Here is a 24,985-nt window from a genome sequence, read left to right on the forward strand (position 1 = left end):
AGCGCCGGCTGGCGTTCATTGCGCAGTACCTGTTGGTGCCGAAGGGCGTGGGTGCGGGGGGCCGGTGCGGCTGCGTGACTTCCAGGTCGACATTATCCGGACGGCGTTCGCGGACGGCATCCGTACCGCGCTGGTGTCCATTCCGCGGGCGAACGGCAAGACGGCGTTGGCGGCGATGCTGGCAGTCGCGGAGTTGTTCGTCGGGGACGCCTCTGCTGAGGTCTTGGTGGTCGCATCTGATCAACGGCAGGCCAACATCACGTTGCGGATGGCTCGCCGGATGATCGAGCTCAACCCGGAGCTGGCGGATCGAGCGCAGATCTTCGCCGACCGGATCGTCGTGCCGCACAACGACTCGATTCTCCTGCCGCTGCCGGCCGATCCTGGTGCGTTGCATGGGCACGATCCGAGCTTGTTGATCGTCGACGAGCTACACGTGGTCACGGAGGCTGTCTGGGAGGCGGTCACGTCGATGACTGGGAAGCGCCCGGAGTCGCTGACGTTGGCGATCTCGACGCCGGCCTCGTCGCCTGATTCCATCATGTGGCGGCTCGTCGAGCACGGCCGCATGGGTGATGATCCGGCGTTCGCGCTGCGGGAGTTCGCCGCCCCGGACGGCTGCGCGACAGACGATAGGGATGCGTGGCGAATCGGTAACCCGGCGCTGGCGTGCGAGCACCCGTTCCTCGCCGAGGATGGCCTCGAAGCGGCCCGGAGGACCCTGCGAGAGCCGGTGTTCCGTCAACTTCGCCTCGGCCAATGGGTGACCGGTGTAGACGCTTGGCTGCCGTTCGGCGCGTGGGACCAGTGTGCGGTGTCGCGGGCAGTCCAACCCCGCGAGCGTGTGGTCCTGGCGTTCGACGGGTCGGCCTCTGGTGACTCCACAGCCCTGGTCGGCTGCACACTCGACGGTCACCTGTGGGTCGAGGGCCTGTGGGAGAACCCCGGCGATCCCCGCTGGCGCGTCCCACGCGAGGACGTCACCCGCGCCGTGGATGTGGCGTTCACCAAGTACGACGTCGCCGAGCTGGCGTGCGACCCGTGGGGCTGGCGCAGCGAGATCGAGGACTGGGCCAAGCGCCACGGTGAGCGCCGCGTCGTGGAGTGGAACACCGCCCACGCCGCCCGCATGGCCCCGGCCACCGACCGCCTCTATCAAGCCGTCGTCACCCACACCGTCACCCACGACGGAAACCCGAGGATGGCAGCGCACATCGCGCACTGTGTCGCAAAGGCCACCCCGCAGGGCGATCTGGTGCATAAGGACAAGAAATCTTCGCCACGAAAGATCGACGCCGCTGTGGCGGCCATCGTCGCGTTCGACCGCGCCGCGTTCCATCAACAACGAAACCGCAAGAGAGTAAGGAGCTTCGCCTCATGACCCAAGATGAACTACTCACTGGACTGGTCCAGCGGCTCAACGCACCACTGGCCCGGTACAGCGATCTCGACCGCTACTACGAGGGCCGGCCGCCACTGGCGTTCCTGTCACCGGAGGCGAAAGTCGCCCTCGGCAACAGGTTCGGCATCATGTCGTCCAACATTCCCCGCCTCGCCGTCACCGCATTGGCCGAGCGGCTACGCATCACCGGATTCACCGGGGACGCCGCGCTATGGGCAGACTGGATCCGTAACGACCTCGACCAGACCAGCGGAGTCGCGCACCGCGAAGCTCTGCTGCTGGGCGACTCCTACGTCATCGTCTGGGCCGACAGGTTCGGCCGGCCCCGAGTCACCGTGGAATCGGCGAAGCAGGTCGCCGTCCAGACCGATCCCGGCAGCCGGGAGATCACCGCCGCGGTCAAGCGATGGGAGGACAAGGACCGCAACGTCACCCACGCGATGCTCTACGAGCCCGACAAGATCACCCGACTGATCGCGCAGCAGACCGGCGCCATCACCGGATTCACCGCCGTCGACACGATCGCCAACCCGCTGGGCGTGGTCCCGGTTGTTAACCTGCGCAACACCGACCGCATCGTCGGCGACTGGGGGATCTCGGAGATCGACGACCTCAAGCCCCTCGTGGACGCTCTCAACAAGAGCTTGGCCGACATGATGGTCACCTCCGAATACGTCGGCAGGCCGCGCCGCTGGGCCACCGGCATCGAACTCACCGAGGAACCCGTCCTCGATGACGACGGCGACCCGGTCCTCGACGACGGCCAGCCGGTGCTGCGGGAGGTCAACCCGATACCCGAGGGCCACCGGGCGATGATCTCGGAGAACCACGAAGCGAAGTTCGGGCAACTCAACGCCGCTGACCTGGGTGGCTACGAGGCTAGCGTCCGCGTGATCCTCGGGCAGGTCATGGCCGTCTCCACGCTGCCTGCCCACTACGTCGGGGTGTTCACCGACAACCCGGCATCCGCTGATGCTCTGCGGGCTGCGGAGGCGAGTCTCACCGCGAGAGCGGAGGCCCGTCAGGCGACGTTCGGCAGGTCGTGGGAGCAGGTCGCTCGCCTAATGATCGCGGTACGGGATGGCCGAGACCCCAACCTGATCGACGACATCCGCGTGCACTGGGCCGACGCCGCCACCCGCTCAGTCGCCCAAGAGGCCGATGCCGTGGTCAAGCTGTACCAGGCCGGCCTTCTGCCGCAGCCGTACGCGCTGACGAAGCTGGGCTACTCCGACGACGAGATCGCCAAGGTGATGGCGTCGGCCACGGTGTCCCGACAGGTGAGCAACGATGCGGCTTAGCGCGCGAGACCTCGACTTCAAAATTGCACTGATGCCGGAAGGGCTGCGGCCCATCCGATTGCGCACCGGCGCGCTGACCTTTTGCATGACCGAGGCCGAAGCCCTTGACTTGGCCACTCAATTGGTCGACGCAGTAACCGAATTCAAGTCACTTCCACAGGAGGCACCATGAGCGACGAAACTCTCACCGAGGCAGCCACGGTCGAGAACACCGAGGATGACATCCGAGATGCGACCCCTGATGCCGACCCGGCCGGGGAACCGGCGACCGACGAAAGCGAGTCGGAGACGTTCCCTCGCAAGGTCGTCGAGGATCTGCGTCAGGAGAACGGCCGCTACCGTCAGCGCGCCCAGAGGGCCGACGCCTACGCTCAACGGCTGCACGTCGAGCTGGTCAAAGCGACTGGGCGACTGGCTGATCCGACAGACCTGGAGTTCAACGAGGACCACCTCGACGACCCGGACGCACTGGCCGCCGCCGTGGACGAGCTACTGGAGCGCAAACCGCATCTGGCATCCCGTCGGCCGGTAGGAGACATCGGACAGGGCAACCGCGGCTCATCCCCGGAACCGTTCAGCCTCCTCGGGCTACTGAAAGAACGGACCTGAGTGTCGTACACTCAACCGTAGCGGGCCTGGCGCCCTCGACCCGATTGACGTCCTGGCGACGTGTCGAATCCCCACTCCGACACACCGTTACGACTTCATCGTGGCTATCGAAACAACCTCGGGTAACTCCACCCTCATTCAGTCGCAGGTCGCCGACCTGCTTGTCCAGCCGCTCGAACAGGAATCGACATTCCTGGCAGCCGGTCCCGTCATCCTCGACTCATCGAGCCCTGTGCGCGTGCCCCGCGTCGCCAACGGGGTCACCGCCGGATTCGTCGCCGAGGGCGCACAGATCACTGACGGCGACGTCGCGTTCGACGAAGTGACCCTGCTGCCGTCCACCCTCAAGGGCCTCAAGGTGTTGGTGAAGCTCACCAACGAGCTGATCCGCACCTCCGTCGTGGGCCTCGAATCGGTCCTCCGTACCCGCCTGGTCGCCGACGTCGCCAACGCCCTCGACGCGGCACTGTGGGACGGCACCGGATCGTCCAACACGATCAAGGGAATCCTGCGCCAGAGCGGCATCGCCACCGGCGTCTTGGACCTGGCCGACCCTGACAGCCTGATCGACGGCCTCGCCACCGCGCAGGGCAACAAGGTCAAGCCGACGCACTGGGTGATGACCGCGGCTAGCTTCGCTGCCGTCCGCAAGGTCAAGGTCGGGACCGGCGACCGGCGTTACGTCATCGATCCGCAGACGATTCAGAACGGCACCGACTTCCGGCTGCTGGGCCTGCCCGTGATCATCACCGACAACATTCCGGCCGCCTCCACCAAGAAGCGCGTGGCTCTGGTCGACATGTCCAAGGTGGTCGTGGCCCGCGACGTGGACGCCGAGGTCAAGATCCTCGACCAGACCTGGGGTGACTACGACTCGATCGGCATCCGCGTCGTGTCGCGCTGGGACGTCGGCCTGCTGCAGGACAAGGCCGTCACGCTACTCACCGAGGCCTGATCGTGGCCACCGTCGATCCCGAGGTCGTCGCCGGCCTCTCGAATCACCGCGAGTACGACCCCGCCATCGTGATCCCCCTCGTCACCACCATGGCGAAGGCGTACACCCGCGGCCGAGGCTTCGACGGGGGCGAGCCCAACGACGAGCTGGCCGCGGTGATCACCACCGCAGCCGCTCGCTTGGTCACGAACGGGGGCCAGCTCGCCGTTCGGCACAAGGTCGACGACGTCGAGAAGGAATACCGGTCGGCCTTCACTGGCTGGACCCTCGCTGAGCAGATCGTCCTGAACAGGTACCGCGTTCGGGCGATGTGATGGCTTCGCTCGCCTAGGGTTCACCCCATGTTCCTATCGGTGACTTATCTGGACAATGACGCAACGCCGTCGGTGTGGTCGATTCCCCCGAGCACAACTCGGGAGGGTGAAGATCGGGAGCCCTCCATCATGGCGCAGCCATTCGGACCCGATACCGAGGCGGTGTTTGAAGAGGGCTTCGACATGTCGACGCTTCCGCCGCCAGAGAAGGGTTCGGTGTCACTCAACCTGTCGATTGCCGAGGCTGAGGAACTGGCACGCCGACTGGTGATCGTTGTCCAGGCCGCGAAGCAGGGAACCTATAGCAACATGGGCGAGGAACTGCAGCGCTTCACGCGTGAGAAGCGGCTCAACGAAGCGTGGCAGGCGCTGATGGACGACATACCCGACGACTGATCGCCCACTTTCTGCCCACAATCTGCCCACAGTTACATATAACTGCTGTGAACATCAGTGATGTGTTTTGCCAGTTCATCGGCTGTTCAACGCATCTGCCAGTGCCGTGAAATCGGTTCGAGTCCGACTGGGGGCACGGTATCCGGTGGCCTGACACCGACGCGGCGCAGAAGATTCAGACGTTGACGTCGCCGTAACAGATTCGCCACGAGGTGTTCCTATCGTTGGCCGGTCAACGCCCGCGCACCAGAAGCGGGCGCACGTGGTGATAGGAACTCCATTGAGCGGAAATGCAGTACGCCTGCAGGCGATCAACGACGTCGAGGCGTACGTGCCTCCGGCCTTCAGCTTCGACCCGGCCGAAGAGCCCGGCGAGGTCTTTGGGTCCAACGTGTTCACGCTGGCCGAGATGCGTCTGCGGTTGCCGAAGTCGGTCTACAAGTCGGTGGTGGCGACCATCGAGAAGGGCGCCAAGCTCGACCCGGCCGTCGCCGACTCGGTGGCCTCGGTGATGAAGGACTGGGCGTTGTCCAAAGGCGCGACCCACTACGCGCACGTCTTCTACCCCATGACGGGATTGACTGCCGAGAAGCACGACAGCTTCCTCGAGCCGGTCTCCGACGGCCAGACTCTCGCGGAGTTCGCCGGGAAGACGCTGATCCAGGGCGAGCCCGATGCTTCGAGTTTCCCGTCAGGCGGTCTGCGCAGCACGTTCGAGGCTCGCGGCTACACCGGCTGGGACGTCACCAGCCCGGCCTACATCCTGGAGAACCCGAACGGCAACACCCTGTGCATCCCGACGGTCTTCGTCTCGATGACCGGCGAGGCGCTGGACTTCAAGACGCCGCTGCTGCGCAGCCAGCAGGCCATGGGCGCCCAGGCTGAACGCATTCTGAAGCTGTTCGGGCACAAGGACTTCGACCACATCGTGTCGTTCTGCGGTCCCGAGCAGGAGTATTTCCTGGTCGACCGGCACTTCTTCCTCGCCCGCCCCGACCTCATCAACGCGGGCCGCACGCTGTTCGGCGCCAAGCCGCCGAAGGGCCAGGAATTCGACGACCACTATTTCGGTGCCATCCCCGACCGGGTGCTCGGATTCATGATGGACACCGAACGGGAGTTGTTCAAGCTCGGCATCCCTGCGAAGACCCGCCACAACGAGGTCGCCCCAGGGCAGTTCGAGATCGCCCCGATGTTCGAGCGGGCCAACATCGCCGCGGACCACCAGCAGCTGTTGATGACCACGTTCAGGAACATCGCCAAGAAGCACGGCATGGAATGCCTGTTCCACGAGAAGCCCTTCGCCGGTGTCAACGGCTCGGGCAAACACGTCAACTTCTCGTTGGGCAACGCGCAGTTCGGCAGCCTGCTGGTCCCCGGGGACACCCCGCACGAGAACGCCCAGTTCCTGGTGTTCTGCGCTGCCGTGATCCGTGCGGTGCACAAGTTCGCCGGCCTGCTGCGGGTATCGGTCGCCTCGGCCACCAACGATCACCGACTCGGCGCCAACGAGGCCCCGCCCGCGATCATCTCGATCTTCCTCGGCGACCAGTTGGCCGACGTGTTCGAGCAGATCGCGAAGGGCGCGGCCACCTCGTCCAAGGGCAAGGGCAGCATGATCATCGGCGTCGACACGTTACCGATCCTGCCGACCGATCCGGGCGACCGTAACCGCACCAGCCCGTTCGCTTTCACCGGCAACCGTTTCGAGTTTCGCGCGCCAGGCTCCGGTCAGACGATCAACGTGCCGATGATCGTCCTGAACACGATCATGGCCGACTCGCTGGACTACATGGCCACGGTGCTGGAGGAAGCCGTCGGTGAGGGCGAGGAGTTCGATATTGCCTTGCAGAAGTTGCTGACCGAGATCATCACCGAACACGGCGCCGTCGTCTTCAACGGCGACGGATACTCCGAGAACTGGCAGATCGAAGCCGCCGAACGCGGGCTACCGAACCTCAAGACCACCCTCGACGCCATCCCCGAACTGGTGAGCCCGGAGGCGATCGAGGTGTTCGAGAAGTACGGCGTCTTCAACAGTCGCGAATTGCACAGCCGACTGGAGGTGCGCTACGAGACCTATGCGCTGACCGTGGCCGTCGAGGCGAAGCTGACCCTCGAGATCGGTTCCACGGTGGTGTTGCCGGCCGCCATCCGGTATCAGACCGAGCTGGCGCAGAATGCCGCCGCCATGAAGGCGGCGGGGCTGGAGCCGGATCTGACCCTGCTGCAAGCGGTTTCGGCTCCGGTCACCGAGCTGACGGCCGCGATCGGGGCGCTCAAGACGGCGATGGACGAACATGGAGGCGACACCGCCGCCGAGGAAGCGGCGCACGCGCAGAGCCTGCTGCCGCTGATGGACGACATCCGGGCCGCGGCGGACATGCTGGAAAGCATTGTCGCCGACGATCTGTGGCCGCTGCCGACCTATCAGGAGATGCTCTACATCCTGTGAGGTGAGGACATCGCCGAGTGTGGGGGACTCGTCCCGCCTGGTACTGGTAATCCGCACCCCACACTCGGCGATCCCCTACTCGACGCCCTGACCGCGGCATATCCGATGCCCGCAACCCCTCGGCACGATATAGAAGCATCTGGTAGAGGTGTTTTCAGCTCGGACGAACGAGGGCGATTCGTCTCAACCGATATCGGGTAGTAGGCCGCGATGAAAATTGCGCTATCCCTTCGGTGTTCTCGGTGACCCCGCAGGCATGGCCGTTGACGGTCCTCATCCTGGTGCTGGTGGGCAGTGGGGCCGTGCTGTTGACCGCAGGAGTGCGCTTCACCAGGATCGTCGACGAATTGGCCGACCGCACCGGCATCGGTGAAGCACTGGCCGGCGCGGTGCTGTTGGGGGCGACCACGTCGTTGCCCGGTCTGGTCACCTCGATCTCGGGCGCCGCCGCCGGCGACGCCGGATTCGCGATCTCCAATGCGCTGGGTGGGATCGCCGCGCAGACCACGTTCCTCGCCATTGCCGATCTCGCCTACCGTCGGGTCAATCTCGAGCATGCCGCCGCGTCGGTGCCCAACATCGTGCAGACGATGACGCTGATCAGCATGATCGGCGTGGTCCTGGTCGCGACCGGCAGCCCGGACATCACCGTTTTCGGTATCCACCCGGCCACGGTGATCCTGCTGATCGTCTACGGCTACGGCCTGGTGCTGGCGCGCCGGGCCAACGCCGAACCGATGTGGTTGCCGCTGAGCACCGAGCAGACCGTACAGGACGAGCCCGAGGACGAACCCAGCGACGAGTCCACCCCGCGGCTGTGGCTGGAGTTCGGCGTCCTGGCACTGGTGGTGGCCGTTGTCGGCTGGGTGATCGCGCAGAGCGGGTTGGCGCTGGCCGAGGAGACCGGCCTGTCGGGATCGCTGGTCGGCGGCCTGTTCACCAGCGTGATCACCTCGCTGCCCGAACTCGTCACGGTCCTGGCCGCGGTGCGCCTCGGCGCGGTCACCTTGGCGGTGGCCGACATCATCGGCGGCAACACCTTCGATGTGCTGTTCGTCGCCGGTGCAGATGTCGCCTACCGCGACGGCTCGGTCTACCACGCAGCCGATCAGTCCGCGATCTTCGTCACCTCCCTGACGGTGCTGCTCACCGCGACGCTCGCGGCCGGGATGCTGGGCCGCGAGCGCCGCCACATCGGCTTCGAAGGCGTCGGCATTCTGGTGTTCTACGCCTTGGGCGTGGCGTCACTGGTCGCCCTCGGCTGACGCGGCGTCCCGGCTGCTGGTCTGATCGCCGTGGCGTTTAGGCGGCAGCGGCCAGCGGGAAAGGCGAACACGGACATGTGAGCGGACGACGATTGAGGCAGTCGTGAACTTGGTGAATGTCGCCCTCGTGGTGGGCGCCGCCGTGGTGCTGGTGTTGGTACTGCTCTCGGAGCGGCTGAGCTCCTGGAGCCTGCCGGCACCGCTGCTGGCGGTGGTGATCGGCGCGGCCATCGGTCCACACGCGCTCGACGTGATTCCGTTCGACCGGCTCGCCGAATACCGCGACCCGCTGCTGACCGAAGGATCGCGCATCGCGCTCGGGGTGGGACTGGTCGGCGTGGCATTACGTCTGCCGCACGGGTACTGGCGACGGAACTGGCGGTGGATCGCCGGCATCATCGGTGCCGGCATGGCGGTGATGTGGTTGACGGCGGCCGGCCTGCTGCTCGCGGTGGGACTGCCGCTGACTCTGGCGCTGCTGGTCGGTGCCATGCTGACCCCGACCGACCCGATCACCACCACCCCCGTCGTCACCGGCGTCAACGCCGAGAAGTACGTTCCGGACCGGGTTCGCTTCAACCTCTCCGGCGAGAGTGGTGTCAACGACGGCCTCGGCTTTCTGTTCGTGATGCTGCCGCTGCTACTGCTGACGGTGCAACCCACCGGGCAGGCGTGGACCCAGTGGCTGCTCGATGTGGTGCTGTGGAAAGTGCTCGGCGCCGCGGTGCTGGCGGCGCTGGCCGGCTGGGGGTTCGGCAAGGCCTACATCGCCTGCCGAGACCGCGGTTACCTCGACGACTCCAGCCTGCTGATCACCGCCATCCCGATCGGGCTGTTCGTGCTGGGTGCGCTCAAACTCATCGGCACCGACGGCATCCTCGGGGTGTTCATCACCGCGGCGGTATTCGGTCAGGTGGTGCAGCAGTCTGCCGAGGAGGTGCAGGACACCGTCGCCGACGCGTTGACACGGTTGCTGATGATTCCCCTGTTTCTGCTGCTGGGGGTGTTCCTGCCGATAGGGCAGTGGGCCAAGCTGAGCCCGGTGCTGCTGCTCGGGCTGGTGGCCGCGGTCTTCTTGCGCCGCATCGCGGCGGTATGGCTGGTCAGCCCGGTCTACCGCACATTGCACACCCGCCAGGAACTGGCTTTCATGAGCTGGTTCGGACCCATCGGCGTGTCAGCGTTGTACTACGCGATGGACGCCTCGAGTCGATTGGGTGACGAGCGAGTCTTCGTCTACGTCACCTTCGCAATCGCGGTGTCGGTGGTGCTGCACGGGCTGTCGACCGTACCGCTGAGCAAATGGCTCGCCAGTCACAACAGCCGCACGGCGGAAGGCGCTGCGCCGCAACAGCATTGATGCCGAGTCAGCGCATCCGGCCGGAGACACACAACTCGGCGCGCTCGCCGGCGGGGTCGGTGAACATCCGGTGTTTCGCATCGGGCACTCCGGGAACACGTTCATCAATCGGCACCACCCGCCACGACAAGGAAGCGAGTTCCCTATGCCCGGGGCGACGGCCAAAGCCCAGCACCAAGCCCAAGATCTGCGATCCCGCACCGCGGTGGCCGGACTCCTCGGTAAGGGCACGCTGTACACGCTGCTGGGTTTCTTGGCGATCAGCGTGGCCCTGGGCAACCGCGCGGCATCGTCGGCGACCCGCACCGGCGCGATCCAGGTCGTCGCTCAAGCACCGTTCGGGAAATTCCTGCTGATTGCGCTGACCGCGGTGTTGGTCGCCCTGGTCGCGTGGAAGGTGTTGCAGGCCATCGGCGGCGACCCGGTCGAGGGCTCCGATGCCAGTGACCGTGCGAAATTCGCCGTCAAAGCGGTGCTCTACGGCGGCGCGGCTCTCACCTCGTTGTCGATTCTCATTGCGAACTGGAGCGGTTCCTCCGGCGGCTCGTCCGCCGGTCAGGGCGGCGGCAAGCAACAGGCCACCGCGGCGGTGTTGGGGTTGCCGGGAGGCCGATGGCTCGTGATGATCGCGGGGGTGGCCGCGATCGGGTTCGGCGGCTACCAGCTCTATCAGCACGCCATCAACGGCAAGTTCGCCGAGCGTCTGGGTTCATCGAACCACAAGGCGCACAAGACGATCGAGATGCTGGGTCGGTTGGGCTACGCCGGCCGCTCCGGTGTGACGATCGGTGTGGGCATCTTCCTGTTCATCGCCGGCCTGACATTCGACCCGAACAACGTGCGGGGGCTGTCCGGCATCCTGGCCGAACTCGCCGGCCAGGGGTGGGGCCAGCTCGTGCTGTGGCTGCTCGCCCTCGGGGTGATGGCGTACGGATTGTTCGCCTTCGCCGAGGCGCGGTACCGCCGAGCCACGTAACCGACCCCGTGGCGGCCCGCTATTCCTCAGCGGTAGACCAGATCGATGCGGCGGAAAGCGCCGAGTTCGTGGTCGGCGCGGAACGCCTCATGGTCACGTCGGCAGCGGTCGTCCGCGTCCTCGGCGAAGCGCACGATGTCGTCGACGAACAGCTCTGGAGATCCGATGGCATCCACGATCGCCGGTTCGACGTCGTAATCGACCAGACCCGACTCGTCGGACAGCGCATGCGCATGGGCCAGCACTTCCCCGCAGATCCGCGCGTAGTTCCGCCACTGGGAGAACGAGAGGTCGTCGAGGTCGATGTCGTCGCGGAACCATGAGCGTTCCCTGACCAGGAAGCTGATCCCACGGTGTTTGATGCTGCCGTAAAACGGGTCGCCGCTGACCAATTGGACCCGCTGACCGTGGACCACCCGGTCGGCGTTCCCGCCGACGACATGCTCTGACGGCGGCACCAAACCTTCCAGCGCCGAGCGGCGCGCCTGTTTGAGCTCGAGGAGGATGTCGTCGGAAGCATCGGACAGGGGTCCCTCGATCATCACGTAGTAGCGGACCAGACCCAGCGATGCCGTTCCCTGGCCCCGCCGTTCGGCGACGTCCTTGACGCGCATCGCGCCGGCCCGTTCGGGCACCGACACCCCGGACTCCTCGACATACCGATCGATCAACTCCTGGAATTCGTCGCGGCGGCTGGAGATCGGCACCAACTTCTTGCTGGACTTGAATCCGGAGGCCGTCTCGTTGTAGTACTTCTTGGCCAGCCATTTGGCGCGGCCGCCGGATTTGGCGCTGTTGATCAGCTCGGCGATGAGCTCGGGGGAGTTGTCCTCGCGCAGATCCGAATCGTTCTCGCTGTGGTCGGTGGCGTAGGCGCTGATCCGGTCGGCGTAGCCGTGCACGAACGACCGGACGATCTTGGCCCGTTTGCCCTGCCCGTATTCACCGATCTCATCGGCGGCGATCATGAACCCGGTGGCGCCGCGTTTGAGATCCCAGGTGAAGGGTGCATAGAACACCTCGTCGTAGTCGTTGATGCCGAAGATCGGCACATTGTCGGCATTGGGCATCACGCCGAAGTTCTCCGGGTGGATGTCGCCGGCAGCCAGCACCGTCGGCATCCACGCGTCCTCGCCGGCCATGTCGCGGTAGAACAGCAGGGCGGTTCCCCGGAAGAAGGAGAACCTGGACCCGGCCAGCTTGTCGAACTTCCCGAAAGCCTCCTCGTTGTGCCGCGCGATGCGCAGCTGGTGGTCCTCCCGGATGGTCTGACGCACATGCATACGTCGATCGTTGCCGGCCAAATTTCTTGGCAGCGGCACCATCTGGCCCTCGGCGCGCGCCTGGGCGAGCAGCCGGAACGCCGGCATCCGCGAGGCGGCCCCCGGCTGGCCGCGATCACCGCCGTCGGCGGACTCGTCGTCGCGCGCCGATACCCGACCCCCGGCGTCGGTCTCGTCGGAATCGGAGGTGTCAGCCTCCATGTCGGTGTCCACCGACGTCTCGGATAGCAACGCGAGGATCTCGGCCTTCTTCGCTTTGCGGGGGACGGATATTCCCAGCGCTGTGGCCGCGTTGTGGAGCTCCTTGCGGGTGGCCGCTTTGTCGTCCATGGCCATTGAGCCTATCGGCGCTAGACGGCCGGGTTCACCTGTTCCGCAGACGCCGGACGAGCGGTCTGAGCCGCCACGGGTAGCGCTCGTGCGGCCACAACCGCTCGATGCCGGCGTTGAACTCGGCGCCCAACAGGACCGCGATGGCGGTGATGTACAACCACAGCACCACAGCGATGGGCAGTGCGAGTTGCTGATAGATGCCGCCGTTGGACACGAAGAACGACAGGTAGGCCCGCAGTCCGGCAGATGCCACCAGCCAGATCACCATGGCCAGGATCGCCCCCGGCAGATCGCGGCGCCAGGGCGTCTTCCACGGCACACCCAGGTGATAGAGCGTGGCGAGCCCGGTCACGAGGAAGACCACGATCGCCGGCCAGAACAGCAGATTGAGTCCCCGCAGCGTGGTGTCTGCGACCGCATCGGGAGTCAGCCAGCGCACCAGCTTCGGCCCGGCCACCAATGGTGGCAGCACCGCAATGGTTGCGAGCAGACCGCCCACGGTCAGGCCGAGCGCCAACGCCCGCTGCCGCCAGATCGATCTCGGTTCGAAACCGTAGGCGATGGTGATGGTTTCGAGGTAGCGGCCGACCGCTCGAGATCCGGTCCAGACACTGACCAGGATGCTCAGCGACACCACGCCGCCCCGGGTCTGCGCGAGCAACGTGGCCACCGTGCCCTCGTAGGCGGCGTAGGTGGCATCGGACAGGAAAGGCTTCGGCGGCACCAGCACCAGCCGGCGCAGGCTCTGCACGCCGTCGGGTCCGGCCAACTCCGCCACGAAACCCAACGACCCCACCACCGCCAACAACAACGCGGGTAACGAGATCAGCGTGTAAAGAGCCGCTTCCGCGGCCAGACCGGTGATCCGGTGGTCGATTGTGGCGCGCCCGGTGGTCTTGACCAGACGCCAGGTCTGCGGCACCGGCACCGGGGCATGTGACAGCGCCGTGTCGGTCCGCGTACCGATCGTCGAGCGCGCGGACTCCACGGATTCGGTGAGCCGGGACCACCACCGATCTACATGCGCCGCCATCACTCGACCATAGAAGCCGGTCGCCGCGGGCCTGACGGCGCCGCCGAGCGTCAGTGCCCTCAGTTCAACGGATGCTGCGCCGACGCTGCCGTGGCGCTGAGCTCGTCACGGGTCAGCCGGTGGGTGGGCGGATCGGGCAACACCGTCCGCCGGGTGATGCTCAGATCGGCCCCGACGTGCACGAGCTCTCCTGGTTCCAGCAATTGCCACTGCTCCTGGTCCATAGGCTCGCTGGCGAACACGATTGAGGGTGCGTTGGCCAGGTGTTCGCTACCGGTCCGGATTCTGTTGGTGCGCAAGTTGAATGGCGTCGATCGGGCGTCGGTGCGGTCGAGCACAAGCAGCTCGTGGGTGTCGGGATAGCGCAGAGCCCACACGTCGGTGGCGGTGGCCAGCAGGATGTTGAGCGCATAGATCGGGACGCTGGAGCTCAGCCAGCGCAGCGCGTCGACCAACCCGTCCTCGACCGCTCCGGAATGCGACCGGATGGCCGCTGTGATCACCGCGAACACCCGCTCGGAGTCGGTGTCCCCCTGCACCAGATCCGCGGCACCGAGCTCGGCCAGCCGGGCGTCGAGTACGTCGAGGCCTTCCACGACGCCGTTGTGCGCGAAGATCCGCCCGTCCTGCAGGAACGGATGGGTGTTCTGCTCGCGAGTGGCGCCGGTGGTCGCATACCGCACGTGGGCGACGAAGGTCGTGCCCGTCATCTCGCGCGCCTCGCTCGCGAAGGCGCGATCGTCCCAAGCCGCGATCGGTTGCTTATCGACCACGGGCGCACCGTCGGCGTCGAACAGCCCGAGGCCGGTCCCGTCCGGATTGCGGTGGCTCTGCTCGGCGAGGCTGTCGGGCGCGTCCAGCAGCCAGAACGTCGCGGGCACGGGGCGCCCGGCATGCAGGCCGAACAGACGGCACATCAGGTCACCCGCCCGCTGGAGTCAACGGTTCCATCTGCCCTGTCTACTCCGTTTCGAGCGGTGACCGGGCGTCCATCGCTTTATTCGCCGGGCTCGGAGACGGTCAGCAAGGCGTCCATCACATAGGGGTTGTTCTCCATCTCCCGCTCCAAACGTCGCAGGCGGTGCGCGACGTGCGATTCGATGTCGTCGCCGACCAGGTCGACGCTGGCCACCAGGAAGATCTGCTTCGGCCCGATGTACTCCAGCCGCATGAACCGCACTTCGGCGACATCGGGCTGCTCCTGCAGATGGTTGACGGCGGCCGCGTAGAGCTGCGACGAACCGGGTTCACCGGTCAGGAACCGGCGATTGCGGTCGATGAGGATCACCGCGACGACGCCGAGCAGCACACCCACCAGGATCGAGCCGATCGCATCCCAGGCGGCCGAGCCGGTCCATTGGTGCAGTCCCAGGCCCGCCCCGGCGATGACCAGCCCGATCAGGGCGGCACTGTCCTCGGCGAACACCGCGCGGGTCGTCGGATCGGAGGTCGCGAGCGCGTATTCGAAGACCTCACGGTCGTACTGTTCGGCCTCGCGGTGCAACTGGCGGACTGCCTGCAGCAACGACGAACCCTCCAGCAGGAACGCCACCCCCAGCACGATGTAGCCGATCAGGTAATCCTCGTGCCCGCCGGTCGGATGCATCAGCTCGGTGATGCCGTGCCACACCGATACCGCTGCCCCGACCACGAACAACCCCACCGCCGCCAGCAGCGACCAGACGTAGGCCTCCCGGCCGTAGCCCAGGGGGCGGCGTTCATCGGGTTCACGTTGGCTGCGCCGGTTGGCGATCAACAGAAATGCCTGGTTGCCGGTATCGGCCCACGAGTGGGCGGCCTCGGCAACCATCGACGCCGACGCGGTGATCATCGCGGCGACCGACTTCGCCACCGCCACCGCCAGGTTGGCACAAAGCGCGATCACCACGGTGCGGGTGCTCTCACCGCCACCCAACGCCTTTGTGCCGGAGTGCAGATCGAGCGTCCTGTTCGCCATTGCGGTGTGCTACCCCCGCGGCCGCGGTGCCAATCCACGACTCGTGCGGCCGCCGCCTCGACCGGCCCGCCGCGCCGAACGCGCGCGCCGGGCCCAGAGAGCGGACTAGCGTGTGACTGCCCGCCCGGGGCCAGAGGGGAGACACGCATGGGTATCGGTTGGCCACGGCAGCTCGGTGTTGCCGTCATCGCGGTCCTGCTCGGACTGCTCGCAACGGCCACGCTCGCGGCGCCGCACGCCCGAGCGGACGGCGAAACCTACGTCATCGCCACCGACACCACCTTCGCCCCATTCGAGTTCCAGGACAACCAGGGCAACTTCGTCGGCATCGACATGGACCTGATCCGGGCCATCGCCGAGGACCAGAATTTCACCGTCGACATCAAACCGCTGGGTTTCGACGCGGCGCTGCAGGCGGTGCAGGCCAACCAGGTGGACGGCGTCATCGCCGGCATGTCGATCACCGACGAACGCAAGAAGGTCTTCGACTTCTCCGAGCCGTACTTCGAGTCGGGCATCCAGATGGCGGTGCTCGAGGACAACGACGACGTCAAGTCCTATGAGGATCTTCGGGGTAAGCGCGTATCGGTCAAGAACGGCACCCAAGGTGCGGACTTCGCCAACTCCATCAAGGACAAGTACGGCTTCGAGGTGGTCTCGTTCGCCGATTCGTCGACGATGTTCGACGAGGTCAAGACCGGCAACTCGGTCGCCGTCTTCGAGGACTACCCGGTGCTGCTCTACGGCATCGCCCAGGGCAACGGCTTCAAGACGGTCACGCCGAAAGAAGAGCCCACCGGCTACGGATTCGCGGTCAACAAGGGGCAGAACCCGGAACTGTTGCAGAAGTTCAACACCGGGCTGGACAACCTCAAACAGTCCGGCCGCTACGACGAGATCATCGACAGTTATCTCGGTGAGGATGCGTCCGGCAACGACGACTCGTTCTTCGGGCTGATCAAGAGCACCTTCCCCCTGCTGCTCGAGGGGTTGAAGATGACGGTGATCCTGACCGTCGTGTCCATCGCGATCGCCCTGGTACTCGGCACCATCTTCGGCCTGCTGCGGGTGTCCCGGTCGATCGTGCTGCGCGGCATCGGCACCACCTTCGTCGACATCTTCCGCGGCACACCACTTCTGGTGCAGGCCTTCTTCATCTACTTCGGCATCCCGTCGGCGCTCGGCTTCCAGATGTCGGCGCTGACCGCGGGCATCATCACGCTGTCGCTCAACGCCGGCGCCTACATGACCGAGATCGTCCGCGGGGGCATCCTGTCGGTGGACAAGGGGCAGATGGAGGCAGCCCGCAGCCTCGGCATCGGCTATCTGCCGACCATGCGGAAAGTGATTCTGCCCCAGGCGATCCGCACGATGATCCCGTCCTACATCAACCAGTTCGTGATCACCCTCAAAGACACCTCGATCCTGTCGGTCATCGGTATCGCCGAACTCACCCAAACCGGCCGGATCATCATCGCGGGCAACTACAAGTCGTTCGAGATGTGGCTGATCATCGGCGTCATCTACTTCATCGTGATCATGGCGTTGACCAAGCTCTCCGACCGGATCGAGAAGAGGATCGTGAAATGAGCCAGCTGGTGCCCGAAGCCGCCGCCGCCGAACCTCAGGACAAGGTGCAGATCCGCATCGAAGGACTGAAGAAGTCGTTCGGCGACCTGCTGGTCCTCGACGGTATCGACACCACGATCAAGCATGGTGAGGTGGTTTGCGTCATCGGCCCGTCGGGTTCGGGCAAGTCGACCTTCCTCCGCTGTCTGAACAAACTCGAGGACATCTCCGGCGGCACGGTGATCGTCGACGGCTTCGACCTCTCCGACCCCAAGGTGAACCTGGACCGGGTGCGTCAGCACATCGGCATGGTGTTCCAGCACTTCAATCTCTTCCCCCATATGACGGTCATCGAGAACGTCACGCTGGCACCGCTGCTGACCAAGAAGATGGACAAGGCGGCGGCCGAGAAGCGGGCGCTGGAACTGCTGGATCAGGTGGGTCTGGCGGAGAAGGCGCACGTCAAACCGGCCACCCTGTCGGGTGGTCAGAAGCAGCGCGTCGCCATCGCCCGCGCGCTGGCGATGAACCCGTCGATCATGCTGTTCGACGAGGCGACCAGCGCCCTGGACCCCGAGATGGTCGGCGACGTCCTCGAGGTGCTGCGTGAGCTCGCCGCCGGCGGGATGACGATGGTGGTGGTCACCCACGAGATGGGGTTCGCCCGCGAGGTCGCGTCGCGGGTGTTGTTCATGGCCGACGGCAAGATCGTGGAGGACGACACACCGTCGGAGCTGTTCGACAACCCCAAACACCCCCGGCTGCAGGACTTCCTGTCGAAGGTGCTGTAGCTCGGGCCCGGGCTGTCGAGTTTTACACCATGGCTGTGGACTGCGCAGGACAACGACCGTGGTGTAGAACTCGACGATTTCGGCGGTCTCAGTCGGTCTTCGACCCGCTTGCTGCGGTGGCGGTGATAACACCGTTGGAGACAACGTAATAGCCATCGCCGACGGTGAAAGTGATGTCTCCCGTGCCGTTCGCGGAGAAGTCCTGAATTCCGCCGCTGCCGTACCAGTTGAAGGTGTTTACCGACCTGCTGAACGTATACCACGGATTCCCGTTGTTCTGATTCCCGTTGCTCGGCTTCGTGCTCGAGGTCAGGTCACCGTCGGCATCGCTGACTTTCACACCGGTGGCGATGGTGACGAGGAAGTGGGACCAGGTGCCTCCACTGACCGTCGGCGCATTGTTCACCGCGTAGGTGGGCATCGTGATCGTGGTGTATGCCACGCTGCCGGTGTAGTTGTCCGTCACCGCGACGGTGAACGAATCGTTCATCTCCGCAGCCGACGCGCCGATTCTGGCCGCTGCGTGAAAGTACGACTTGTTCTGCGTGTTCGAGTAGGTGAACGAACCGTCCGGACCGAAGGTGACGGTCCCGCCGTCGGCCGTGGTCGTGACCGGGACCTTGGTCTGGGGATCGACCAGGGAGTAGCTGAGTGCGTCGCCGTCGGCGTCGGTCGCGGTGATCTTGCCGGTGGTCGTCTGCCGCCGACTGTCACCGGCCAGGGTCTCCAGCCGCCACTTGCTGGGATCGGTGCTGCCCTTGTCCACCGTCGTCGACACCACCACGGGAAGGTTGTTGACCACCGTCGGTTTGACGGCCAGCCGCAGGGTGACCGAGCGGCCGTTGGCGTCGGTGGCGATCACGGTCACCACATCGTCGTTCGCTGCGATCCGTCCCACACTCGAGGTGTAGGTGAACGCGCCGGTGGACGGATTGAACGATGTCACAGAACCCTTGGTGGGGGCTGCGCCCAGCGAGAAACTGGTGAACGCTCCCGGCTTGTTGACCGAGGCCGGCACTGAGCCGGTGACGGTGTATGGCGTCGAGGTGTTGAGGTTGGCCGGGGTGATCGACGTGGTGTTGGGCACCGTGACGGTCACGACGGTGCTGCCGTAGTGGCCGTCACCGATCCGCACCTGGAAGCTCTGTGAGCCGCCGGCCGTCGCCGACGAGACGTAAGTGATGTCACCGGTCGTCGGATTGATGGTGACGATGCCGCCGTTGCCGGAGCCGTTCTTGGTGTAGGCGGAATTGCCGCTCAGACCGTTGACCGACGCGCCGACCAGTGAGTACGTCATGGTGTCGCCGTCGGAGTCGCTGCCGGTGACCTTGCCCATGAGCACGCCCGCCGCGTCGGTGTTGAGCACCGTCGAGGTCCCCGTCGGATTGGCATTGGTGCCGTCGATGATCAAAACCTTGAACGGCAAGGTGTAGCGGACGCCGTTGGCGGACTGCACCGGGATGTAGACGGTGTCGTACCGGTCGGCCTCGACCTCTGAGGTCGATCGGTGGAAGAACGCCGCTCCGGGAAGGGTGTTGGTATAGGTGAACCCACCCTGGGCATTGTTGATGGTGACCAGGGCGCCGCCTTCGGAGGTGTACGTTCCGCCCTGGGACACCCCGATCCACGTGACCCCGTTGCCGTCCTGGTCGGTCACGTGGAACGTTCCCGCCGCGTATTGCGAGCGCGTGCTCTGGCTACCGAGTGAGATCGTGTAGTTCCAGCTGTCGTATGTCGTGTCGGTGGTGAAGGTCTCCAGCACCGCCATCTCCTGGAACCGCTTGTACAGACCGACCAGGGCGATGTAGGTGATGATGGTGAACGGATTCACCTGAGCAGCGGTCCAGGTGGGCAGCGTCAGGTTCAACGCCCGGCCGGGTTCGTCGAAGGCGCCGCCGTCGCCGCCGAGCAGCGCTCCCGCTTGGGCGGCAACGACTTTCGCGGACAGACTGTTGAAATCCGAGAGGTCGGAGACGGTGGCATTGGCCCCGGTGGTCGCCTTGATGACGTGGATCGCCCACTGGGCCGGATCGTAGATACCGTTGAGCATGTCCTGCAGCACGGTGGCCGTGCCGACCACGGCGGCACCCATGATCTTGTACGGCGTGATCACCCCCAGAGTGCCTGCGCCGTCGGCGATCTCGAACGGCGGGACCACCCGGTTGAGGAAGTCGCCCATCGCATTGAGCGAGTCGGTGAACGTGGAGTTGGGTACGGCGGGGATGAAGAAGGCGCTGAAGATGTTGAGCAGATCAGGAACCCACCGCGCCGGGCTGCCCAGCGGGGCGGTCGCCACGATGTTGTCGAGCTGATCGTTGGCGGCGTCGAGGGTGCGATCGGTCTGATAATTGGTGATGTCGACGAAGTTCCGCGGCGTTCCCGGCCAACCCGCCAACCGGTTCACCGCCCGCGTCAACACGTTGTTGAACAGCCATTCGTCCGACCCCGGTACCGGCGCGGCCGCAGCGTTCACCCCTCCGGTCGCTGCCGCGGCGGCCGCCGGCGGATCCGACTCGGTCAGCGACGCGGTCTTCAGCGACGCCGTCGGCTCGTCGGCGGTGGTTCTCATGGCCTGCGTCGGCGCACTGCGTTGCACCGCACGTTCCTGTTCGACCGGCGACGACACGTCGGGGACCGGCGTGGCACTGATCTGTGTTGCCGGGGGTTGTTGAACCGAATCGGCTGCGGATCCGTCGGTATCCGTCGGCGGCGCATCGTCGACCGAATCCGGCTCGTCGGCGGCCGCGGTGCGCTGAGCCGACCCGGTCGGCAGAAGCTGTTGTCTCGATGCCCGCGGATTCTCGTCTCGGGCGTCGCCATCGGTCCGCGCACTGGACACCTTGGCGCTCGGTCCGGACCCGGCCGACCCGGCCCGGGCCTTGGGCGTCGCGGAGCTCTCGTCCTTGGTGCCGACACCGGCCCGGGGGCCGGTGGTCACCCCCTTGGTGCTGTTGCCGCTGTCTGCGCTGCGGACACCGCTCGCGCCGGCGCTCGGCGCCGCGGAATCCGAGGAGTCGTCCGTACCGGCCGAGGCAACGCCCTGGCTGCAGGCGATCGCGGCGGCCAACCCGCCGCCGACGACTCCCGCGCGCAACCAACGCGCGTAATCCGACGTCTGGAACGTGGAGGGCTTGCGATGGCGGCCTCGAGTTCGACGCGGCTTGCGGGGGCTGGGGGCGGCCAATGTTGCTCCCTTGTTGTCTCGAATCCACCGAATTGCTTCGCACAGCTACACGTCGTGCCACATCTCGCAAACAACGACGTCCGCTTCCGCGCGCGCCGCAATGTCCCTGGCACCGGAACGTGAGGCCGATCACGGACATTAACATGTACGTAAATTTTAAGCATCGTGCTTGGTCAAAGAGGTCGTGAACGGGTCAGATGTCGAAGCATGTTCCGGCGCTCTGCACCACCGCGGTGACCGCAGCGGGCCGCCGTGGCGTGCGGGCCGCCGGCTGCGCCCGTCTCGCCACCGCGCCTGCACACGCCGGCGAAAGCATGGCAAATATCTGCGCAAACACCCGTCGCGCTCACGTCGGCCGTGCGGCGGCGGTTGTCTAACGTGGCGGATATGGCACATCCACGCGTCGCCGTCATCGGGGCCGGTATCTCGGGCGCGGCCTGCGCACAGGCGTTGCGTGCGCGTGCGATCACCGTCGAGGTGTTCGAACGAGGACGGACAGCCGGTGGTCGGATGGCGTCGCCGGCGGTGCACCAGCGTCGCGTCGACCTCGGTGCCGGCTATTTCACCGCCAAGGAGCAGGACTTCGCGGCGGTGGTCGACGACTGGGTGAGCCGTCGGCTCGTGCACCCGTGGACGGACACGTTCGAGGTGCTCACGCCGGACGGGCGCGACAGCGCGACCGGGCCGCTCCGCTTCGCCGCGCCGGGCGGATTACGTTCCCTGGTCACCGATCTGTCGGGCGACGACATCCGGTTCGACACCGCGATCGCCTCGCTCGACGCCCTCGACCACGACGCCGTCATCCTGGCGATGCCCGACCCCCAGGCCGCGCGCCTGGCCCCCGATGCCTTCGACTGGGTGGACTACGAACCCGTGATCGCCGTCGCCGCCGGCTGGCCGGACCGATGCTGGAAGCTTTCCGACGCGGCGTTCGTCAACGACGATCCCGACGTCTCGTTCCTCGCCGACGACGGCGCACGGCGCGGTGACGACGCGCCGGTGCTCGTCGCGCACACCACGGCGTCGCGAGCGCGCCGGCACCTCGACCGACCCGAGGACGCGGTGGCGCCGGTATTGACCGCCGTGCGGCGCCTGCTCGACGTGGCGGAGCAGCCCGCCTGGACGCACGCCCACCGCTGGACGTTCGCCAAGCCGGCCGGCACGCACGGCGACGCCGGATTCGGACTGCGCACCGATCAGCGGCCGCTCGGTGTCTGCGGCGACGCGTGGTGCCCGACGGGCGCACCGCGGGTCGAATCGGCATGGCTGTCCGGCCGGCGGGCCGGCGCTGCGGTCGCCGACGCGTTGTCCTGACCGGCTGTCATCGCCCACCTGATCCCACCGACCAGCAGGCGGCCGGACAACCGGACGGCGGTGGCCTCCAGCGGCGGCAGATACGGCAGCCGCAGCGGCAGGCGCGCCCACGCGGGCAGCATCGCCACCGAGGTCGCGGCCAGCACCCCGTAGGGCGCGCGCGCCGGCAGCGGCAGCGGCGGCGTCAACAACAGGAATCGCGCGGCGTCGCGGGCGGCCGCCGTCCCGCGCAGCTCCGGCCGGAAGGCATCGATCCGCTCCCGTAGTTCGGCCTCACTGCGCGGGGGATCCACAACGCCGAGAGCGGTTGCGACGCGGGCGGTGTCGGCGACGTATCCGTCGCGGCCGCACTGGTCGAGCGGGTGCGCGCCGTAGAGCTGGTGGGCGAGCAGGAAACTGTCGATCTCGGCGATGTGCACCCACTCGAGCAGGTGCGGATCGGTGGCGTGATAGGGCGTGCCGTCCGCGGCGACGCCGTGCACCCGGCGGTGGATGCCGCGTACCTTGTCCACCGCACGCTGCGCATCGGCCGCCGGCCCGAAGGTGGTGACGGCGAGAAACGTGCTGGTGCGCTGCAGACGCCCCCAGGGATCACCGCGGTAGTCGGAGTGTTCGGCCACACCGGCCATCGCCAGCGGATGCAGCGACTGCAGCAGCAGGGCGCGCAGTCCGCCGACGAACATCGAGGCGTCGGCGTGTACGCGCCGGATCGGGCGGTCCTCGGCGAACCACCGCGGACCGGGCGTCCCGTGGATCCGGGCCCGGTTGTCCGGGCCGTCGGGTCCGGCCACCATCCCGAACAACGCGCGGCCCAGACCACCCCTGATCGCACCCAGTTCCCGCTCGAGCACCATATCCACGACGGTACGTGCTCGGACGCGATCAGAGCCCGGGCGTCAGCAGGTCGGCGACGGCGCTGCGGGGAACCGACACCTTCGCCGTCGTCCCGTACGCGGGCACCAACCCGTTGCGGTCGATGAAGAAGACGACCGCGTCGTCGGTGAGCGCGAAACTCTGGTAGTTCGCCGGATCGAGCCCGAGGGCGGGGTCGATGGTGACCGGCTGGCCCGCCCCGGCGCTCAGCTGCTGCTGCGCGATCGGCATGATCACCTCGAGCGGTTTGGTCCCGGGCCGGAACAGGGTGTCGAAGGTGACCGGCGCCTTGGTGGCCATGTCGTAGGTGAACGACTTGTACCAGGCCGCCGGATGCGCTGCGCCGCGCACCATCTGATCCACCTCGACGACGACGGACTGGGTGCCGGTCGCCGCGTCACCGGAGGTGTAACGGGTGCCGGTGGCCGAGAAGTCTTCCGGGGGAAGGGGCTCGTCGAGGGTTCCCAACGGGCCCGAGTCGGCCTCGAATTCGTCGACGGCCTTGGTCAGATAGTCGACGACGGCCTGCTCCTGCGGGTAGTTCGAGGGGAACACCCCGTCCACGCTGTGCGACGGACCGGCCCAGCCGAACACGCAGTTGCCGGCGTCGTCGTGGGATGCGCACAACCCCCGCGGATCGTTGAGCGGTGCGGCGGTGGCGGCTCCGGACAGGCCGACGGCGGTGCCGCCGATGATCGCGGCGATCAGGGCGGCGCGGACGGTGTTCCTCATGATGGGACCTCTCTGGTGTCTGTCGTGTCGGTGCAGACAGCCTGCGGTCGAGGCCTTGGCGGATTCTTGTCAGCTCCTTGATGCCCGGCTGTGCGGCGCGGCCGGTGCCCGGTCCACCGCGGCGCGCCGCCGCATCCGCTCCCACGGCGCTGTCATCAACGCCCATCCGGCGATCACCGCAGCGATCTCGATGACCAGATACAGCGGCCAGGGGCCCAGCACGTCCAGTACCGACGCGGTCGGCGGTTTGGCGTTGAGATAGCCGTAGTTCGTTCCGGCGACCGCGTTGAAGGCCAGGGTGAACCACACCCACCCGAGGGTCACGACGACCGTGAACCGCCAGTCCCGCCACCGCGGCCGCAGACCGCGCCCCCACGTGAGATAGATCGCCGACCACACCACGAACACGTGCAGCACGAAGAAGGTGAGGAACAGGTGGCTCGGAAAGTCCGGCGCCCCTTCCTCGGGTGTTCCGATGTCCGGGGTCAGCAGCGACTGCGAACTCAGCAGCAGACCCCAGTAGTAGGTGAGGACGAAGGCGCGATGCCGCCCCGACCACAGCGCATAGGCCGCCACCAGCTCGGCGATGTCGCACAGCTGCAGCGGTATCGAGGTGTCCAGGTCCGGCCGGATCAGCTTGTAGAACAGCGCCGTCGCAAAGGCCGCCAGGATGAGAAGCGCGAAGACGCGGCTCATCCGGCGCGCCTGCTCCACGGTCTGGCGACGACCGCGCCAGACCAGGAGCGCTGCACCGGCCGCGAAGACGGTGAGCACCACCAGGTGTGACGGGCCGTAGGCGACGAACTCCGGTTGGGCTGCGAACACTCGATCACCTCCGTCGTGCGGGTCCATGATCCCAGCGCGGCAGACTGAGGTCGTGCGC

Annotated in this window: 21 protein-coding genes; 13 read left to right on the forward strand and 8 right to left on the reverse strand. The window is 66.4% G+C overall.

The features are described 5' to 3' along the window. The first annotated feature begins 64 nt into the window (after positions 1-64). The 10 genes from ACN27E_RS23595 to ACN27E_RS23640 all read left to right on the forward strand — a co-directional run bounded on the left by ACN27E_RS23595 (position 65) and on the right by ACN27E_RS23640 (position 11,033). The gene (locus ACN27E_RS23595) at positions 65-1,381 is read left to right on the forward strand and encodes a terminase large subunit domain-containing protein (RefSeq protein ID WP_422745183.1); all 1,317 of its coding nucleotides are present in this window, start codon (positions 65-67) and stop codon (positions 1,379-1,381) included. Then, positions 1,378-2,703: a phage portal protein gene (locus ACN27E_RS23600; RefSeq protein WP_422745184.1), complete on the forward strand. Its 1,326-nt coding sequence runs from the start codon at positions 1,378-1,380 to the stop codon at positions 2,701-2,703. The genes ACN27E_RS23595 and ACN27E_RS23600 overlap by 4 nt, the downstream gene beginning before the upstream one ends. 168 nt (positions 2,704-2,871) lie before the next feature. Next, on the forward strand, positions 2,872-3,312 hold the full coding sequence (locus ACN27E_RS23605) for a hypothetical protein (RefSeq protein WP_422745186.1): 441 nt from the start codon (positions 2,872-2,874) through the stop codon (positions 3,310-3,312). A 100-nt stretch (positions 3,313-3,412) separates the two neighbouring features. Continuing rightward, positions 3,413-4,267 carry a phage major capsid protein gene (locus ACN27E_RS23610; protein WP_422745187.1) on the forward strand — a complete coding sequence of 285 codons (855 nt, stop codon included), beginning with the start codon at positions 3,413-3,415 and terminating at the stop codon, positions 4,265-4,267. A 2-nt stretch (positions 4,268-4,269) separates the two neighbouring features. Further along, positions 4,270-4,581, forward strand: a complete 312-nt coding sequence (locus tag ACN27E_RS23615) for a hypothetical protein (protein WP_422745188.1) — start codon at positions 4,270-4,272, stop codon at positions 4,579-4,581. A gap of 39 nt (positions 4,582-4,620) precedes the next feature. Beyond that, positions 4,621-4,977 (forward strand): hypothetical protein, encoded by a 357-nt coding sequence (locus tag ACN27E_RS23620; RefSeq protein WP_422745190.1) that lies wholly within the window; start codon positions 4,621-4,623, stop codon positions 4,975-4,977. 280 nt (positions 4,978-5,257) lie between these two features. After that, positions 5,258-7,432: a glutamine synthetase III gene (locus ACN27E_RS23625; protein ID WP_422745191.1), complete on the forward strand. Its 2,175-nt coding sequence runs from the start codon at positions 5,258-5,260 to the stop codon at positions 7,430-7,432. A 242-nt stretch (positions 7,433-7,674) separates the two neighbouring features. Then, positions 7,675-8,697 (forward strand): sodium:calcium antiporter, encoded by a 1,023-nt coding sequence (locus ACN27E_RS23630; protein WP_422745193.1) that lies wholly within the window; start codon positions 7,675-7,677, stop codon positions 8,695-8,697. 103 nt (positions 8,698-8,800) lie between these two features. After that, positions 8,801-10,057, forward strand: coding sequence for a cation:proton antiporter (locus ACN27E_RS23635; protein ID WP_422745194.1), 1,257 nt, complete (start codon positions 8,801-8,803; stop codon positions 10,055-10,057). 145 nt (positions 10,058-10,202) lie between these two features. Then, positions 10,203-11,033: a DUF1206 domain-containing protein gene (locus ACN27E_RS23640; RefSeq protein ID WP_422745195.1), complete on the forward strand. Its 831-nt coding sequence runs from the start codon at positions 10,203-10,205 to the stop codon at positions 11,031-11,033. 26 nt (positions 11,034-11,059) lie between these two features. Here ACN27E_RS23640 and ACN27E_RS23645 read toward each other — a convergent pair whose 3' ends face one another. The 4 genes from ACN27E_RS23645 to ACN27E_RS23660 form a co-directional block, all read right to left on the reverse strand. After that, positions 11,060-12,646 (reverse strand): DUF2252 domain-containing protein, encoded by a 1,587-nt coding sequence (locus ACN27E_RS23645; RefSeq protein WP_422745196.1) that lies wholly within the window; start codon positions 12,644-12,646, stop codon positions 11,060-11,062. Positions 12,647-12,680: 34 nt separating this feature from the next. Next, the gene (locus ACN27E_RS23650) at positions 12,681-13,682 is read right to left on the reverse strand and encodes a YihY/virulence factor BrkB family protein (RefSeq protein WP_422745198.1); all 1,002 of its coding nucleotides are present in this window, start codon (positions 13,680-13,682) and stop codon (positions 12,681-12,683) included. Positions 13,683-13,741: 59 nt separating this feature from the next. After that, positions 13,742-14,599, reverse strand: a complete 858-nt coding sequence (locus ACN27E_RS23655; protein ID WP_422745200.1) for a class II glutamine amidotransferase — start codon at positions 14,597-14,599, stop codon at positions 13,742-13,744. An 80-nt stretch (positions 14,600-14,679) separates the two neighbouring features. Then, on the reverse strand, positions 14,680-15,639 hold the full coding sequence (locus ACN27E_RS23660; protein WP_422745201.1) for a cation diffusion facilitator family transporter: 960 nt from the start codon (positions 15,637-15,639) through the stop codon (positions 14,680-14,682). A gap of 147 nt (positions 15,640-15,786) precedes the next feature. Here ACN27E_RS23660 and ACN27E_RS23665 point away from each other — a divergent pair, with 147 nt between their 5' ends. Then, the gene (locus ACN27E_RS23665) at positions 15,787-17,229 is read left to right on the forward strand and encodes an amino acid ABC transporter substrate-binding protein/permease (protein ID WP_422745202.1); all 1,443 of its coding nucleotides are present in this window, start codon (positions 15,787-15,789) and stop codon (positions 17,227-17,229) included. Next, entirely contained in the window at positions 17,226-17,999 is a 774-nt protein-coding gene (locus tag ACN27E_RS23670) for an amino acid ABC transporter ATP-binding protein (RefSeq protein WP_422745204.1), read from the forward strand. The genes ACN27E_RS23665 and ACN27E_RS23670 overlap by 4 nt, the downstream gene beginning before the upstream one ends. An 88-nt stretch (positions 18,000-18,087) precedes the next feature. Here the strand turns inward: ACN27E_RS23670 and ACN27E_RS23675 are convergent, their stop codons facing one another. Continuing rightward, the gene (locus ACN27E_RS23675) at positions 18,088-21,183 is read right to left on the reverse strand and encodes a hypothetical protein (RefSeq protein WP_422745206.1); all 3,096 of its coding nucleotides are present in this window, start codon (positions 21,181-21,183) and stop codon (positions 18,088-18,090) included. A gap of 387 nt (positions 21,184-21,570) precedes the next feature. Between ACN27E_RS23675 and ACN27E_RS23680 the strand changes: the two genes are divergently transcribed. Next, on the forward strand, positions 21,571-22,497 hold the full coding sequence (locus ACN27E_RS23680; RefSeq protein WP_422745208.1) for an NAD(P)/FAD-dependent oxidoreductase: 927 nt from the start codon (positions 21,571-21,573) through the stop codon (positions 22,495-22,497). Here ACN27E_RS23680 and ACN27E_RS23685 read toward each other — a convergent pair. The 3 genes from ACN27E_RS23685 to ACN27E_RS23695 form a co-directional block, all read right to left on the reverse strand. Further along, on the reverse strand, positions 22,380-23,351 hold the full coding sequence (locus ACN27E_RS23685) for an oxygenase MpaB family protein (protein WP_422745209.1): 972 nt from the start codon (positions 23,349-23,351) through the stop codon (positions 22,380-22,382). The genes ACN27E_RS23680 and ACN27E_RS23685 overlap by 118 nt on opposite strands. A 28-nt stretch (positions 23,352-23,379) precedes the next feature. Continuing rightward, positions 23,380-24,102, reverse strand: coding sequence for an esterase (locus ACN27E_RS23690; RefSeq protein WP_422745210.1), 723 nt, complete (start codon positions 24,100-24,102; stop codon positions 23,380-23,382). A gap of 69 nt (positions 24,103-24,171) precedes the next feature. Beyond that, the gene (locus ACN27E_RS23695; RefSeq protein WP_422745212.1) at positions 24,172-24,927 is read right to left on the reverse strand and encodes a TIGR02206 family membrane protein; all 756 of its coding nucleotides are present in this window, start codon (positions 24,925-24,927) and stop codon (positions 24,172-24,174) included. Positions 24,928-24,985: the final 58 nt, after the last annotated feature.

Origin of the sequence: Mycobacterium sp. WMMD1722, assembly GCF_049315205.1 — a bacterium.
Taxonomy (GTDB): domain Bacteria; phylum Actinomycetota; class Actinomycetes; order Mycobacteriales; family Mycobacteriaceae; genus Mycobacterium.